This is a genomic window from Algibacillus agarilyticus, from assembly GCF_003286125.1.
Lineage (GTDB): Bacteria > Pseudomonadota > Gammaproteobacteria > Enterobacterales > Alteromonadaceae > Algibacillus > Algibacillus agarilyticus.
In genome coordinates this window covers 275,978-291,875 of record NZ_QMED01000002.1, presented here as the reverse complement: position 1 = coordinate 291,875, position 15,898 = coordinate 275,978, and the positions used below count along the sequence as shown (strand labels likewise).

Here is a 15,898-nt window from a genome sequence, read left to right as displayed (position 1 = left end):
AGTGTTAATTTAAATATTACGACAAAAATTGCGTATTGATCTGTTAAGAATTGTATCGAGAATGTAGCGCTAAGTTAATTAAAAATAGATATTTAGAGTAACTCAGGTTATTTATTTGTTTTATTATAGTCTAGCTAAGCTACTGATCCAGTTTGATTTGGTTTATTTATCCTAAGCTTTAAATAAATGTTCAATTAGATCATGCATTTAAGTGTTTCTTACTATCCAAAGTGCAGGTTAGTTAAACTATTAATGTATTTATATTTAATTTAGATAGTGGTGAGAGCGCCATTTTTTGTTAATAATGAATAAATCGTTAAGTTTAAACGCCCTTTATGTCGAGATTTATAAGCTTATGACCATCCGTTCGGTTAACCAAGAGCCGCCTTCTGTCATTAATCGCAGTCATGTTAAAGCGAATAAAGAGGCTTCAACTAAAGATGCCCCTGTACAAGCAACACCCGTGCTAAATTCAGCAACAACATCTAATGATAAATTACTCATTATTGCTAAGCGATTTGGTTTAACCAGTACCAGTAAAAAAGATGTGACGGTTGAGCAGAGAGCTGAGCGTCGTAAGCGGATTAATGCCGCACGTAAACAACAAAATTTAGAATCCATTTTAGATTTTGCTCAAGGCTATACCGATAACGCTAATATCGCGGAAGATGTTGATCCCGATTGGCTATATGCTTTTTTTATGATGGCAGAAGAGATTTTCTCTAATCATATGCAAGCGTTATGGGGCAAAATTTTAGCTGCTCAAGTCAGTCGTCCGGGGGCTTTTTCTATGAAGTCATTGCATGTGCTCAAGCAAATGACGATGAAAGAAGCCATCGCCTTTCAACACGCACTTACTTTAACCTGTAAAGATCGAAATGAATATGGTGGTCGTATTATTTCGGGTTATTACAAGCCCACGTCGTTACTGAGTTTTTTTACTCATGCTAAACCTCATGTGGTTAATTTAAGCCAGCACGGGGTTAACTACCCAGATTTACTTACGCTCATTGATTTAAACTTAATTTACGCCGCTGAAATTGAAACCGGTAAATTACCGATAGGGCATGTGATGCATTTAGATGTGCAACAAAAAAAGATGCAGATTCGGTCAAAAGTGCAGGGTGGGGTATTAATTTATTATAAATTAACTCAAACGGGTAATGAGCTCGCCAAATTAATGAAAGTCGAAAGCCGAGACAGTTACTTCTCGGCTTTAAAAGAATTGTTAGCGCCGGTATTCGATTTGACCTTGTGAGTTTAACTCGGCAAAAGAGGCATTATCTAAATCTGCGCCATGATACCACTTTAACTTATTGTGTAACGTGACCACATTACCAACAATAATAAGAGCAGGTGACTGTACATTTTGCTCTTCAATTGTTTTGCTCAAATTATCTAAGGTGCTTAATACAACACGTTGTTCCGGTGTTGAGCCGTTTTCAATTAAAGCAACAGGCATATCTGCTGCGACGCCATTCATTTGTAAGCGTTGGCTAATTTCAGCTGATTGCGTTAACCCCATGTAAATAACAATCGTTTGGTTAGGCTGTGCAATGGTGCGCCAATTAGGATGTTCACCACTGTTTCTGCAATGACCCGTCACAAATACAACCGATTGAGCATGGTCTCGATGGGTTAGCGGTATTCCTGCATAAGCAGAACAGCCAGAGGCCGCGGTAACTGCCGGTATAACTTGAAATTGAATATTGAGCTCAAGCAACTGCTCAAGCTCTTCACCGCCGCGACCAAAAATAAAGGGGTCTCCGCCTTTTAACCGACATACTTTTAACCCTTTTTGAGCGTATTCAATTAAGAGGTTGTTAATATTATCCTGTGGGACGGAATGAAAGCCTTTTTGCTTACCAACACAAACAAATTCAGCATCTTTACGCGCTAAATCGAGTATGTCTTTTGAAACAAGACGATCATATAAAATGACATCAGCTTGTTGCATTTTTTGCATGGCTTTAAGTGTTAATAATTCAGGATCGCCAGGGCCTGCGCCCACTAACCAGATTTCGCCATTAGTCGTGAGTGCTTGCTCTTTAGCTAATAAACTATCTAGGGCTTGTTGTTGTTCGGTTTCGGTGTATTTATCAATATTTGAGGCGAATGAACTATTAAAAAAGCGTTCCCAAAAATGACGTCGTGCTTTAAAGCTACTGAATTCATTTTTAACGCGATCGCGTATTTTGCCTGAAAACTCAGCGAGCGTTTTGGTTGATTGCGGCACTAAAGTTTCAATTTTTGCCCGAAGCCGTCTGGCTAAAACAGGGGCATTACCACCAGAAGATATTGCGATCACTATGGGTGAGCGATCGATAATCGAGGGGGTGGTATAACGACAAAATTCAGGTTGATCTACCGTATTAATCAGTATTTTATTGGCTTCGCAATAATCAAAAATTTGCTTATTAATCACACTATCATCGGTCGCTGCTACGACTAAACGTTTGTCTTGTATATGTTCAGCTGCGTATTCTGCTTTGAGCCAAGTTAAATGTTCATGACTTAATAATGCGGCTAATTCTTTACATAAATCAGGTGAAATAATTTCGACATGCGCTTGTGATTTTAATAACGCGGTGACTTTTCGAAAAGCCACATCACCACCGCCCACTACTGCACAAGGGAAGTCATTAAGATTTAGAAATATGGGAAACTGTTCCATCAAATACACCTGAAAATAATTTGATTATTATTATATACCGAAGTGGCTTTCAGAAACGAGTCACAGAGGGGATAACTTAAGATATTTAGCTTAAGTATAGTCAAAGCGATCGGGTTTTAGGGGAAGCAGTCAAGCTTCGAGACGCCATGAGCATATGCTCTATTATGTGATTGGGGCGAGTAAGCGCTGACAATGAACCATAAAATCTGAGCGAGAAGACTATAAATAAAAAGCCCGCAAATGCGGGCTGTTTATATTTGTTACTGTGAGTGGTTAAATACCACTGCCATCTTCGTGTAAACCGCATTCGCGTTTTAAACCAAAGAAGCGTGTTTCTTCTTCTGTCATACCTAACTCAAGGGGTCTTGATGTATGCCAATCACCAACCGAAACATAGCCTTTATCCCATAATGGATGGTAAGGTAAGTTATGTTCTTTTAAGTAAAAGTGCACATCGCGGTTTGTCCAATCTGCTATTGGATTAAACTTATAACGACCACCTGATATTTGTAGAATAGCCAGATTACTACGCGAGCTAGATTGGTCGCGACGTAAACCGGTAAACCATACCTGTGCGTTTAGATCTTTCAGCGCACGTTGCATCGGCTCTACTTTGTTCATTTTGTTGTATTTTTCGATGCCTTCAACACCTTGTTCCCACAATTTACCATAGCTATTTTCTTGCCATGCTGCACTCATTTTAGCGCTGTAAACTTGCAAGTTAAGGGTTAAACGCTCGGTTAACTCATCAATGAAATCATAGGTTTCAGTAAACAAATAACCGGTATCGGTTAATACAACGGGAATATCTTTATCTTCTAACGTCAACATTCGCAACATTACAGCAGCTTGGATCCCGAAGCTAGACGACAAGATTTTGTTGTCAGGTAAATGCTTAACTGCCCATGCCGCTCGCTCAGGAGCCGTCATCGATTCAAGTTCGGCATTTACTTCTTTTAATGTTGCTTGTTGGCTAGCTTTATCAGCTAGCAACAGTGACGCAAAGTCGATATTAGGCATGAAATTCTCTACCGTCATAAACCGCGTTAACGAAGCCTTTACGTACAACAAAATCACCGAAACCTTCATTTGTTTCGCGTTCTTTGCTGTATTGACCAAATAAAGAATCGATTTCGCTTAGAATTTCTTCTTCGCCAATGTTTTCTTTATACATTTGGTTAAGTCGAGTTCCTCGACCGTCGGCACCTAAGTACATATTGTATTTGCCTGGCCCTTTACCAACAAAAGCGATCTCAGCTAAGAAAGGACGACCACAGCCATTAGGACATCCCGTCATGCGAATAACCATTGGTTGATCGGCAATACCATGTTTTTCGGCAATTACATCAAATTTCTCAATTAAACGAGGTAGGTAACGCTCTGATTCAGCCATTGCTAAGGCACACGTTGGCATGGCAACACAGGCGATACTATCAAGCATGAGTGGTGATAGAACCTCACCTAATAAACCGTATTTGCGGCACATGCCTTCAATTTCAGCTTTATCTGCTTCGGCTACGTTCGCAATAATAATGTTTTGGTTTGCGGTCATGCGGTAGTCACCTTTGTGAACTTTTGCAATTTCGCGTAAACCCGTTTTTATTGGCTGACCTGGTTTATCAACAATACGACCGGCTTCTAAAAATAAAGTTAGATGCCAGTTTTCATCGATGCCTTTAATCCAACCAAAGCGATCGCCTTGTTGGGTGAATTCAAAATCACGAGCAGGTTCCAGTTTTAAACCCGCGCGCGCTTCTGTTTCTTCACGGAATTTATCAGGACCTAGTGTATCGACTGTGTATTTTGTACGGGCGTTTTTACGATCAACACGGTTACCAAAATCACGTTGGACTAACATGACTGATTGCGCAACATTTAACGTATCTTCAGGTTTAATAAAACCAATTACGCGAGCAAGTTGTGGGTAAGTTTCAACATCACCATGTGTTGAACCCATACCACCACCAACAGCAACGTTAAAACCTTCTAAGCCACCCTCTTTATTCGCAATAGCGATAAATGATAAATCATTGGCACTAATATCAACGTCATTATGTGGTGGCACCGCGACTGCAATTTTGAACTTACGTGGTAAGTACCATTTGCCGTAAACAGGTTCTTGTTCAGCTTCAGAATCAGCGATTCTTTCTTCGTCTAACCAAATTTCGTAGTAAGCGCGAGTTTGTGGTAACAAGTGCTCTGAAATTTTAACTGACCATTCATAGGTCTCAGCGTGTAAGCGTGAATCAACCGGGTTTGTGTTACACATAACGTTACGGTTAACGTCACCACAAGCGGCAATTGAATCTAAACCGGCTTTACAAATGCCTTGAATCAATGGCTTTAAGTTAGGCTTTAAAATACCGTGGTATTGGAACGTTTGACGAGTGGTTAAACGCAGTGAACCATAATCGGTTAAATCGTCAGCAATTTTATCAATAGCCAACCATTGTTCCATGTTGGCAACGCCACCAGGAACACGTGCTCGAAGCATAAAAGAATGCTTAGGCTCTAATTTTTGTTTTTTACGCTCGTTACGAATGTCACGGTCATCTTGCATATAGAAGCCATGAAACTTCGTTAACTGAGTGTCATCATTGGCAACAGCGCCAGTTGTTTGATCAGCTAAGCTTTCTTCGATCGTACCACGAAGATAATTACTATTATCTTTTAAGTATTCGTTAACAGCTAAGCCTTCAGGTAAGGTTGTTTTGCTCATTAGTAAACATCTCTCTGGTAGCGTTTATTCTTGCGTAACTCAGTTACGTAGGCTTCTGCATCTTCACGGCTCTTGTTGCCTTGTTGCTCAACAATCGTAACTAATGCATCGTGTACGTCTTTAGCCATACGGCTTGCGTCGCCACAAACATAGAAATAAGCGCCATTTTCAAGCCATTGCCATAATGTTTCAGCTTTTTCTAACATGCGATCTTGAACATAGATTTTTTCGGCTTGGTCACGAGAAAAGGCTAGGTCAATATGATTAAGCACACCGCGCTTCAAATAATCTTGCCATTCAACTTGATATAAGAAGTCTTCAGTAAAATTAGGGTTACCAAAGAATAACCACGTTTGGTTATCTGCATCGTTAGCATCAATTTCTTGCATGAAAGCACGGAAAGGCGCAACACCGGTTCCTGGACCTATCATAATAACAGGCGCTAATGGATCTTCAGGTAAGCGGAAGTGTGATTCTTCTACGAATACATCAACTTCTCCACCTTCTTCTAAGCGCTCGGCTAAGAAACCAGACGCACCACCGAAGTGTTTTTCACCAAAAGCATCGTATTCAACAACGCCAACCGTTAAATGAACTTCTTCTTCAACTTCAGCCTGGCTTGATGCAATAGAATATAAACGGGGTGTTAAACGACGTAAACAAGTAATAACTTGCTCTGCAGTTAAACTAGACGGATATTCACGAACGATATCAATAAGCTGACGACCATCAATATATTCACGTAATGCCGCGCGATCGTCGGCTAATTTAGCGAGAGTATCGTTTGAGGTTAACTCGGCATATTTACTAACAAAACCAGGATGACTTAAAGTCAACTCGTAGTGCTTAGTTAATGCTTCTGTTAACGAGACTTCGGTATCATCAATAGTGACTTTTTCATCACCTTTAAGACCCACTTTAGCGATAAAATCAGCGACGATAGCTTCATCGTTACGGAACCAAACACCTAATGAATCACCCGGCTTGTAACTTAATCCTGATTCTTCTAAAGATATTTCGAAGTGGCGAATATCTTTACTTGAATCACGGCCAGTTATTTTTTGGTTTGTTTCAAGGGTGGCTGTAAACGGGTTCTTTTTGTTGTATTGGCTTGTTGCTGTGCTAACTGCGCTTGCAACAGCGTTAGCGACAGGCGCCGTTGCCGCCGCTAATTCAGTTGCCATTGCGTTAACGGCTGCTTCTACCCATGCGGTTGCATTGGCTTCATATTCAACATCGCAATCAACACGAGGAGAAACTGATTCTGCACCTAATTTGGCTAGGCGTTCGTCAAAATCTTTACCCGTTTGGCAGAAAAATTCATATGAAGAATCACCTAATGCTAATACTGAGTATTTAACACCATTTAATTTAGGTGCTTTTTTGCCGCCTAAAAATTCGTGAAATTCAATCGCATCATCTGGTGGATCGCCTTCACCTTGTGTACAAGACAGTACAAGTAGGTGAGTTTCTTTTTTCAAATCTTTTGGCTTGTAATCGGCCATTGAAACTAAACGGGCATTGATGCCTTTCGCTTTAGCGGCTTCAAGAGCTTGATTAGCGGCGGCTTTTGTATTGCCGGTTTGTGAACCAAATAAAATGGTTAATTGACCTGATGGGGCGGCGGGTGCTGGAATTGTTGCACCACCGGCTACAGGTGAATTCGCTTGTGATAGGCCAAATAAGTATCCACTGACCCAAGATAATTGAGTTGTGTTTAATTCACTTACCACTTGTTGTAGTTGGTTTGCTTGCTGCACTGATAATGGGCTTACAAGCTCATTGTTTTGCTTTAGCGTCATAAGGCTAGGTCCTAGGTTAATCCTAGGCATAGCTTAGTGGTGAATGGATGAACAGAAAAGATTAAATAAAACTTTTTTATACCCGTACGGTATAAAAAATCGTAATTACTATACAAAACGGTTTTATATAGCGTTTTTATTGATTTATACGTAATTTATACAAATAAGTAATAAGGGATTTTTGTTATTTAGGGAGCTGTCGCCACAATATTGATTTTTTTGAGTTCATCGGTGACATAATCCATTTCTGCAAATAGTGCATCCACTTGTTGGTTGAGATTGACCATAACGCCTTTTTTGAGCTGACTTTCTAAGCTAAACGATAAACTTTTTAATTTGGGCACGCCGGTATAACAAGTTGAGCCATGAAATTTATGAATTAACCTGAGTAGTTCTACGGTATCGTGTTTGTAGCGTGCTTGATCGAGTTCTTTACGTATTTCTGGAAACGTTTCGACTAACATGTGTAACATTTCCATTGCGACATCATGTTTATTGGCTGCCATTTTTAAAGCAAGTGACCAATCAATGCCTGTTTTTTGATTTGACGATAAACTGGCGTTGTGAGCACTTTGTTCTGATGAATTACGTACCCATTTATTAACGAGCGCATTAAACTTGTTAATGTCGATTGGTTTACCTAAATAATCATCCATACCTTGTTTTAATAACATGTCGCGCTCTTCTTTAAAGGCATGCGCCGTAAAGGCGATAATCGGCGTTGTGCTATTCAATGTATTTTGGCGAATGATTTTAGTGGCTTCAACGCCATCCATTATTGGCATTTGTACATCCATTAATATCAAATCAAACTTGTCGTGTTTACATAAGTTGCATGCTTCTTCACCTGTGGTGCTCGTTGTTAGCTCTACATCACCAGTGCGTAAAATCGCTTCTAATAATTTTAAATTCGTTTCATTATCGTCAACGGCTAACATGCGCGTAATGGTACTTTGTTGTGTTTTTTGATAATGAGTTTGTGTGGTTACGGCTGAAGTGTTGGTTTGGCACTTTAACCAATAGTTTTGTAGTTTAAGTAAGCTTAATGGCTTTTCTAAACATGGCCATGCCGACAAGGCTTGTTTTTGCTCTATATTTAATTTTCTTAATGCTGGCACAATCGGCAAAACTAAGCCATTGGGGTTGAGCTTTTCAGCAAAGCTGGCTTGTAATGGTAGCAACTCAAGAGATTCTTCGTCGTTGTCGCAAGCCATTAAAATAAGATCAAACGTTTGTGCACTGCGAATACTTTCTTCCCAGCTCGAAATATCTTGATGTACGGTAATATTGGCCCCGAGTTGTTGGCCTATTTTTTCGTATGTCGCTTGCGCTTCTGTGTAAGAATCAAGTACTAAAATATGATCTAAACCGTGGATAGTTTGCATATCAATCGGTTGCTGTGTCACTGTAATAGGCAGGGTGAGTGTAAAAACCGTGCCTTTACCTTCGCTGCTGGTCAAGGTTAAACCGCCATTCATTTTTTGGACTAAACCACGGCTAATGACTAGCCCTAGTCCCGTGCCGCCATAACGTCTCGTTGTTGAACTCTCGGCTTGGCTAAAGGCATTAAATAATTTGGATTGTTTATCGTTACTGATCCCAATGCCGGTATCTTCTACATCGATCGTCAGTTCACATTGTGTTTTGGAAGTGCATACCATGGCTATTCGGATCGCAACATAGCCTTTTGGCGTAAACTTAATCGCGTTTGAGATTAAGTTAGTTAAGATTTGTTTGATTCGGTGTTGATCACCAATGACAGCCGTGGGTAAGCGATCGCTTTCGTAAATAAAATTAAGCTGTTTACTAAACGCAATGGGGGCAACCAAATTAATCACATCTTCCACGGTTTGTTGTAAATTATAGGCTGCACTATCAAGCTCTATTTTGTCTGCTTCTATTTTTGAAAAATCGAGAATATCATTAACAATAGCGACTAAATTGTCGGCTGAGGCATTAATGGTATTAACGTAATCATGATAAGGCGCATCAAGGTGAACTTTGCTTAGTTCTTTGGTGAATCCCATTATTGCGGTTAACGGAGTGCGAATTTCATGACTCATGGTTGCCAAAAATTGTGATTTTGTTTTACTCGCTTCTACCGCCTCTTTGCGAGCAATATCCAGCTGAGCATTTTTTTCTTCAACTAAGTCTAAATTTTGCTGTAAATCTTTAGTGGCTATCTTTATATCGTTTTCGAGTTGCTCTTGGTTCTCTTGTAACTCAGAAGCCATCATGTTGATGCCGATCTTTAAATCATTGAGTTCGTATTGAACAGGGATCTCGACTCGAGCATTTAAATTACCCGCGCCTATTTGTTTAATCGTATCGACAATTGAAATAATCGGGTCGGCAATGCGTTTTATTAACAAGCGCATCAACACACTGGTAAAAATAGTACCAAGCACGATTAAAACTAAGGCCAGTAAGTTACTTTTGTGTGCATAGAACATTTGCCCTGCGATGTTTATTTCAACATAAACGTAGCCTAAGGGTTTAGACGTAGAATTGTTGATACGGTCATTTTGAGCGGGAAATTTGTTGGCAGTATCATCATCAAAAGAAAAGATGGCTCGGGTGATAATCAGTGTTTCGTCTTTTACCTCCGCTTGATAAACGCGATTATTTAATTTTACCGGATTAAATATCGGGCTAATATCTTCGTATTTAGTAGCGGTATATAAATGACCAGATTGTTTATAAATCGCTATTTTATTAATTGAAAGTGAGGCATTTGCATGTATTTCTTTCAGTTTACGGCTCAGAATGCTTTTTTCGTGATGAGCGAGGTGATGTTCACTTGAAAAGGCAATGGCCTCAGCTAAATTATGTACTTGGCTTTCAAGTAATAATCGTCGCTCTTCAGACATACGATTACCAAGAACTAACGTAACAAATAAGGCGGTTAATAATGTAGGAATAACGGCAAAAATAAACGCATTGGCTTGTATGCTGCGTCTGATCATAATGATGAACCTTATTTTAGTGCAGAACTTGGCACTATTTTACCTGTGTTTTGATGAGTGCTTCATGGGGATTATAAAGGGTTATTAGAAATTTAGTATAAAAAAAGTACAGTCATGTGAACTGATCAGACCTTGTGCTCTATACGGTACGGGTTATCGATACGTTTATAAAGCACAGGTCGATTCTGGGTGGTTTATTTTAGCTAATTTAACTTCGCTGAGATTAGCCTTGCTCAAGCAAAGTGCGTAAGTCGATTAAAGCGGCATTGGCTCTTGAAACATAATTAGCCATCACTAATGAATGGTTCGCGACCAAACCAAAACCACTGCCGTTTAATATCATTGGGCTCCAAATGGTTTGTTGTGTCGCTTCAAGTTCTCTGATGATTTGTTTCACCATTATTTGTGCATTCTTCTTAATAAGTACATCTTGAAAGTCAACTTCAACCGCTTTTAAAAAGTGCAACAATGCCCAACAAGAACCACGACTTTCATAAAAAATATCATCTATTTTCCACCAGTTAGTTTTTACATTCATTTCTTCTGGTGATGAGGTCGATTGTTTTGCGCTTGTGTCACCGGCCAAATCAGTGTTAAAACGTTCTTGACCCACACTCGCACTTAAACGCTGAGAAACTGCACCTAAGCGTTTTTCTACCTCTCGTAACCATTCACTTAAATTGTCAGCTCGGGTATAAAATTGCGCATCGGCTTTATTGTTATCAACTAAGCGAGCACGATAGCGGTATAACGATTTGATTGCTTGATGATATTCATCTTCAGCGCTAGGCAAAGCCCAATTAGTGTGATCAATATTAAATTTTGGTTGGGCTTTTTCTAAATCTTTATCATCACTCGATTGAGATTGAGAGCGACTAAAGTCAAGTCGCATCGCTAAGGCGAGATCACGAACTTGTTGTAAAACACCATATTCGAAGGCGGGCATGTTATCCATAATTAAACCCGGCGGTAACATATCGTTTGATAAAAAACCACCTGGTTTATCAATCATCCACTCGGCAATATTAATTAAGGTAGACGTTGTTGTATAACCCACAACAACGTCTTGATTGGCTAATTGCGCTTGTTGTTCAACCGATTGCTTTACATTGTAGGTTGCTGGCATCCAGCCCCACCAAATACTTAATGAAATGATGAGTAGAAAAGCTAAACCAACGCCCGCTTTAATACTTAATATTATTCTATTCGACATATAAGCCTCTTAGTGATGATGATGCGAATGTGAGTTTTCTGCTTTCACATTCGCCGTAAAAGAATAGCGTTTACCGGCATTATCAATTAATTCAAATTGCACAGCTTGTTTTGCTTTTAAAGGCGAATGCAAATTTAAAAACATTAAATGTATACCGCCGCTGTTTAATGTAATGGTTTCTTTTGCTGGAATAACGAGCTTGGGTAATTGCACCATGCTCATTATATTACCTTTCATGACGTGGGTATGAAATTCAACAAGTTCACTGATATTTGAATGTGCACTAACCAAATGAATATCTTGCTCGCTTGTGTTGGTGATGTTGAAAAATGCAGCGGTGTTTTTGACGACAGGCGGCAATAGCCGAATATGCGCTTGTTCTATACTTAACTGGGCATAAACGGTTTGGCTTAGTAATAAATAAAACAGGCTAATGTAGGTCGCTATTTTAAATTTTTTGCTTATTAAATTCATAGATTAATCATACTTTTTTAAAACATCGTGTAAGTTACGTCCGGCAACTTCGCGCCAGCTACCTGAAACGGGATTCGGCAATAAAAACCAACGTTCACCCCATAGGCTTAAATATTGCTCAGTGTACATTTTTCTTGAGGGTGAAGGTGATATTGCTGAATTTGGGATCATGTCTGCAATATCGTCCCCTATAATAAGTAAAATTCGGTACATTTTCGACAAATATTCACGTCGTGTTTGTTTGTCTTTACGCCAATCGGGTTGCTCACCTTTAAAGAGTAAATCGTCTCGATCAAAAACCAAGCCTGCACGTTTAAACATATTTAATGTTTGGGTTTTAATCGGGCATTTATCTCGAGGTGTTGGTATGCAATTTCTATTGGAAATAATAACCACTTTTACTCTATTTTGAGCTGCTTCTTGGATGAAGGGCATTATCCCTGCGATTAAAGGGGCTTTTTCAAATGCGATCCATTTTTCATAGGCTTTTATTGTGTGCGGATCATTGTCATTAATCAATTCAGCATGGTAAGGCATTGAGCTTATCATCGTATCGTCTAAATTGAGAATGACCGCGGTTGGCAGTTTATCAATATCTTTTTGTGGAAACTGTTCTAATGCGGCGGTCCATCTTTTATCATCTTTAGCTATTTTTATTTGTTTGGCTGCAAGCTTTAATGTTTGCTGAGTTATTGCAAAATATTCTGCCGAATCTTGCATCCAAGCGACCGCGGCTAAGCTCGAATTTTGTTTATCTGCGGTCGCAGAGAAGCTGTAAAGTACGATGATGACATAAATAACGAAACGCATGAGAGTCTAGTTCCTTTTTATAAATACGAGGCTCAATTTTTTGGGCTAACGTTTTCAATGCGGCTTAAGGTATTAACAAAAATAGCTTGAGCGTGAAAAGGTCTATTAAGCTTAAGTCCATTTTAGTTAATCACCTAATTAATCTTCCTTATTTTGATACTTCTCTGAATGAAAATATCGTATTTTCATTTGAAAAATTACGGTATTTAACTGTGATTTTTTCGATCTTGGTACATACTTCAATCATGTATCTCTATATCATTAGGTGACACTTGAGTCTATATATTGAAACATTCAATGACAGTTACGAAAGAGTTGTGAAAAAAAGTGATGAATTTTATACCTTTTTTTATCAACTTTTTATGGCTCGCGACCCTGCAATAAATAAACTATTTGACGGTGTCGATATTGAACATCAAATTAGTATGTTGAATCATTCGTTGGTTTATATGATTGTTTACTCAGGTGCTAAGGTTGCCAATAGTGAAATACAAAAATTAGCTGACTTTCATCAAAACGAAATAAAAGTACAAGCTTATATGTATGATATTTGGCTTGATTGCTTAATCGAAGCCGTACAAGCTTTTGATCCCCGTTTTAATGCTGACACCGAAGCCGCTTGGCGAGACGTGCTAGGCCCGTCGATTCTAATCATAAAAGGTAAATCTTAACTTTTTTATAAAGTGTATAGTCGATGTTTAATGTTCCTAATCAACGTTTCTCTTCAGTGTTCCTCATCTTCGCTTTACTTCATATGATTGCTTTATGCATAATTTAACTGATGCCCTATTATCATAAATTTTCTTTTGAAAATCTTAACGCTTCAATATGGAGTGGTCTTGTTTAAATGTGTTAGTTATACTCGGTGCCATTAATTAATAAAATGTTAGGCTGGATAACGGTTTAACGGAATAGAATTTAAAGACAACCGATTATTATGAAACGATACCGCTTAGTTATTGATTGCCCCGACCAAATTGGACTTGTGGCAGAAGTGAGTCGCTTTTTAGCTGATTTACAAGCCTCTATTATGGAAGCTAGCCATCATACCGATATTGAAGCGGGCTGGTTTTTTATGCGTCACGAGATCGCGGCTGAATCTTTTGAATTAACCTTGCCAGAATTCAAATTAAAATTCGCGCCTATCGCTGAAAAATTTAACATGAATTGGCGCATTGTCGATTCGAGCCAAAAGCAAAACATTGTTATTATGGCGAGTCGCGAATCTCACTGTTTAGCTGATTTATTGCATCGTTGGCATAGTGGCGAGCTTGAGTGCAATATTGTTGCCGTGATTGCCAACCATGATCATTTAAGGCAAATGGTGCAATGGCATGGTATTCCGTACCATCATGTGCCTTTTCCTAAAGATAACAAGCAACCGGCTTTTGATGAAGTTGCTGATCTTATTAAGCAATATAAAGCTGAAACTGTTGTGCTTGCGCGCTTTATGCAAATATTTCCGGATGCGTTATGTCGTGAAATGGCCGGTAAAGTGATTAATATTCATCATAGTTTTTTGCCTTCGTTTGCGGGAGCTAAACCTTATCATCAAGCCTACGAACGTGGTGTTAAATTAATTGGTGCCACGTGCCACTATGTAACGGCAGATCTTGATGCTGGGCCAATAATAGAACAAGAGATCACGCGCATTAGTCATTCTGATGCGGTGGGTGAAATGGTGCGCAAAGGTAAAGATTGTGAAAAAAACGCACTGGCTCGAGGGTTGCGTTATCACCTAGAAGACCGTGTTATTATTCATCAAAACAAAACGGTTGTGTTTGATTAATTATCTGGGTAGATAATCTACTCACAGGATAAATAATTTTGCTAAGTGGAAAAGCGAACGGTTGCCAATACTGAACGTTTTTTCTGCTAACGCTTTTACTCGTTAAGTTTGAGTCACTCGTTATTATAGTCTTCTCGCTCAGGTTTTATGGTTCATTGTCAGCGCTTACTCTCGACTTTGGCTCCTGCGTCGTTCTAACACCTAAATCCATTTAGGCGGCCCCAATCACATAGTAGAGCATATGCTCATGGCGTCTCGAAGCTTGCCTGCATGGATGCAGGTAAGGGGCGAGAGCAGGACGCGGTAGCTTTGCCTGCATGGATGCAGGTAAGGGGCGAGAGCAGGACGCGGTAGCTTTGATGGCTTTGCTTACATGGATGTAAGTACTTAGGTTTCGTCTGGAACGAGAAACCTGCCCCTAAAACCCGATCGCTTTGACTATACGTGTTACTCAAATACTATCAAAGTTGATTGTAGGCTCTCTTCGCTCGATATCTTTTTCTGCTTTTGATGTTTTTACTGGCTCGGTTTTAGCTGATTTTTCAACGGTTGTTGAATTCGTCGGTTGCTCTTTTCGTTTTTCGATAACGGGTTGGCGTGTCTGTTTTGCTTGGCTTTCAACTTTTTCTGGTTTTACAGCAGAAGGGGAATATGGTGCAATGTTTGGTCTCGATGCTGTTGTTAAGTGCTCTGTTTTGGCGCTTTGCTGTGGCTCTAGATGATCTGGTTCTTTATAAAAACGTGAGCTAGCCTGTTTATTGAATTGCACTGCTTGTTGGTTAGCAACTAATTTTTGCAGTTTCACAACGTTTTCATTTTGCTTTTTAAGCTGTTCATTAACTCGTTTTAACTCATGTATTTGCTCATCATACTTAAAGTACCAAGCAAAAACGGGCCTTAATAAAAGCAGTAAAGTAATGACGCCTACAATGACAATAGCGATATCAAAGTAGGCGCGGTATTCTAGAATAAATTGCATTAGAATTTCATAACGGTGATCGGCTTTTCTTTATATTTTAAATCGACCTGATATTCAGTACTACCGGCTTTAATAAAGAAAAAATCTTTGTCTTTTTTAAAAACTTCATGCAAAAACACATTCTTAATACCAGAGCGTTTTTGCGGCTCATCATTTACAAATTTAACGCCATGGCGTGTTACCGAGATGTTTTGGTAATCAGGCGCTGTAACTAATAAAAGTTCTTTTTTATCATCACGTAGCGTAATTGTGCTGTTATTTACTGAATAAGTAACCGAATTATTGTCAAACAAGGGTCAATTCTCCCTTTAAAATTAGATGAGGCGATATCAGAGAGACAGGTGACTGATACCGTTAGTAAAATATAAACGTTGTTTAAATATCAGTTTAGCATCGCTATTCAATAAAAAGTAGCTCTAGTAAATACTTCGTTGTAACATTTTTGTTATTTTTTTAAAACTAATTAAAAATC

The 15,898-nt window shown here is 39.1% G+C and carries 13 protein-coding genes; 3 read left to right on the top strand and 10 right to left on the bottom strand.

What is annotated here, in order from left to right; genetic code table 11:
* The first annotated feature begins 355 nt into the window (after positions 1-355).
* Positions 356-1,258: a TIGR03899 family protein gene (locus tag DPX34_RS03235; protein ID WP_157964604.1), complete on the top strand. Its 903-nt coding sequence runs from the start codon at positions 356-358 to the stop codon at positions 1,256-1,258.
* Here the strand turns inward: DPX34_RS03235 and cysG are convergent.
* The 8 genes from cysG to DPX34_RS03195 form a co-directional block, all read right to left on the bottom strand.
* Positions 1,229-2,674, bottom strand: a complete 1,446-nt coding sequence (gene cysG, locus DPX34_RS03230; protein ID WP_111976966.1) for a siroheme synthase CysG — start codon at positions 2,672-2,674, stop codon at positions 1,229-1,231. The two genes, DPX34_RS03235 and cysG, sit on opposite strands and share 30 nt — an antisense overlap.
* A 273-nt stretch (positions 2,675-2,947) precedes the next feature.
* Positions 2,948-3,694: a phosphoadenylyl-sulfate reductase gene (locus DPX34_RS03225; RefSeq protein WP_111976965.1), complete on the bottom strand. Its 747-nt coding sequence runs from the start codon at positions 3,692-3,694 to the stop codon at positions 2,948-2,950.
* Positions 3,687-5,393: an assimilatory sulfite reductase (NADPH) hemoprotein subunit gene (gene cysI / locus DPX34_RS03220; RefSeq protein ID WP_111976964.1), complete on the bottom strand. Its 1,707-nt coding sequence runs from the start codon at positions 5,391-5,393 to the stop codon at positions 3,687-3,689. Before cysI ends, DPX34_RS03225 begins: the two co-directional genes overlap by 8 nt.
* Positions 5,393-7,195, bottom strand: a complete 1,803-nt coding sequence (locus DPX34_RS03215) for an assimilatory sulfite reductase (NADPH) flavoprotein subunit (protein ID WP_111976963.1) — start codon at positions 7,193-7,195, stop codon at positions 5,393-5,395. Before DPX34_RS03215 ends, cysI begins: the two co-directional genes overlap by 1 nt.
* Before the next feature lie 188 nt (positions 7,196-7,383).
* Positions 7,384-10,161 carry an ATP-binding protein gene (locus tag DPX34_RS03210; RefSeq protein WP_232824630.1) on the bottom strand — a complete coding sequence of 926 codons (2,778 nt, stop codon included), beginning with the start codon at positions 10,159-10,161 and terminating at the stop codon, positions 7,384-7,386.
* A gap of 223 nt (positions 10,162-10,384) precedes the next feature.
* Positions 10,385-11,374 (bottom strand): DUF2333 family protein, encoded by a 990-nt coding sequence (locus DPX34_RS03205; protein WP_111976962.1) that lies wholly within the window; start codon positions 11,372-11,374, stop codon positions 10,385-10,387.
* A 9-nt stretch (positions 11,375-11,383) separates the two neighbouring features.
* Complete coding sequence (locus DPX34_RS03200; protein WP_111976961.1) at positions 11,384-11,848, bottom strand: copper chaperone PCu(A)C; 465 nt, start codon at positions 11,846-11,848, stop codon at positions 11,384-11,386.
* 3 nt (positions 11,849-11,851) lie between these two features.
* Positions 11,852-12,658: an HAD family acid phosphatase gene (locus DPX34_RS03195; protein ID WP_111976960.1), complete on the bottom strand. Its 807-nt coding sequence runs from the start codon at positions 12,656-12,658 to the stop codon at positions 11,852-11,854.
* Between the two features lie 272 nt (positions 12,659-12,930).
* On the opposite strand from DPX34_RS03195, the gene DPX34_RS03190 reads away from it, so the two are divergent.
* Together DPX34_RS03190 and purU are read left to right on the top strand one after the other, a co-directional pair.
* Positions 12,931-13,329 (top strand): globin domain-containing protein, encoded by a 399-nt coding sequence (locus DPX34_RS03190; protein ID WP_157964603.1) that lies wholly within the window; start codon positions 12,931-12,933, stop codon positions 13,327-13,329.
* A 263-nt stretch (positions 13,330-13,592) separates the two neighbouring features.
* Complete coding sequence (gene purU, locus DPX34_RS03185; RefSeq protein ID WP_198673611.1) at positions 13,593-14,447, top strand: formyltetrahydrofolate deformylase; 855 nt, start codon at positions 13,593-13,595, stop codon at positions 14,445-14,447.
* A gap of 451 nt (positions 14,448-14,898) precedes the next feature.
* Here purU and DPX34_RS03180 read toward each other — a convergent pair whose 3' ends face one another.
* Together DPX34_RS03180 and DPX34_RS03175 are read right to left on the bottom strand one after the other, a co-directional pair.
* Positions 14,899-15,426: a hypothetical protein gene (locus DPX34_RS03180; RefSeq protein ID WP_111976957.1), complete on the bottom strand. Its 528-nt coding sequence runs from the start codon at positions 15,424-15,426 to the stop codon at positions 14,899-14,901.
* Positions 15,426-15,719 (bottom strand): hypothetical protein, encoded by a 294-nt coding sequence (locus DPX34_RS03175; protein ID WP_111976956.1) that lies wholly within the window; start codon positions 15,717-15,719, stop codon positions 15,426-15,428. Before DPX34_RS03175 ends, DPX34_RS03180 begins: the two co-directional genes overlap by 1 nt.
* Positions 15,720-15,898: the final 179 nt, after the last annotated feature.

Excerpts from the sequence above, each read along its gene's own strand:
- DPX34_RS03235 (WP_157964604.1), top strand. The coding sequence starts at position 356 with ATGACCATCCGTTCGGTTAACCAAGAGCCGCCTTCTGTCATTAATCGC.
- cysG (WP_111976966.1), bottom strand. The coding sequence starts at position 2,674 with ATGGAACAGTTTCCCATATTTCTAAATCTTAATGACTTCCCTTGTGCA.
- DPX34_RS03225 (WP_111976965.1), bottom strand. The coding sequence starts at position 3,694 with ATGCCTAATATCGACTTTGCGTCACTGTTGCTAGCTGATAAAGCTAGC.
- cysI (WP_111976964.1), bottom strand. The coding sequence starts at position 5,393 with ATGAGCAAAACAACCTTACCTGAAGGCTTAGCTGTTAACGAATACTTA.
- DPX34_RS03215 (WP_111976963.1), bottom strand. The coding sequence starts at position 7,195 with ATGACGCTAAAGCAAAACAATGAGCTTGTAAGCCCATTATCAGTGCAG.
- DPX34_RS03210 (WP_232824630.1), bottom strand. The coding sequence starts at position 10,161 with ATGATCAGACGCAGCATACAAGCCAATGCGTTTATTTTTGCCGTTATT.
- DPX34_RS03205 (WP_111976962.1), bottom strand. The coding sequence starts at position 11,374 with ATGTCGAATAGAATAATATTAAGTATTAAAGCGGGCGTTGGTTTAGCT.
- DPX34_RS03200 (WP_111976961.1), bottom strand. The coding sequence starts at position 11,848 with ATGAATTTAATAAGCAAAAAATTTAAAATAGCGACCTACATTAGCCTG.
- DPX34_RS03195 (WP_111976960.1), bottom strand. The coding sequence starts at position 12,658 with ATGCGTTTCGTTATTTATGTCATCATCGTACTTTACAGCTTCTCTGCG.
- DPX34_RS03180 (WP_111976957.1), bottom strand. The coding sequence starts at position 15,426 with ATGCAATTTATTCTAGAATACCGCGCCTACTTTGATATCGCTATTGTC.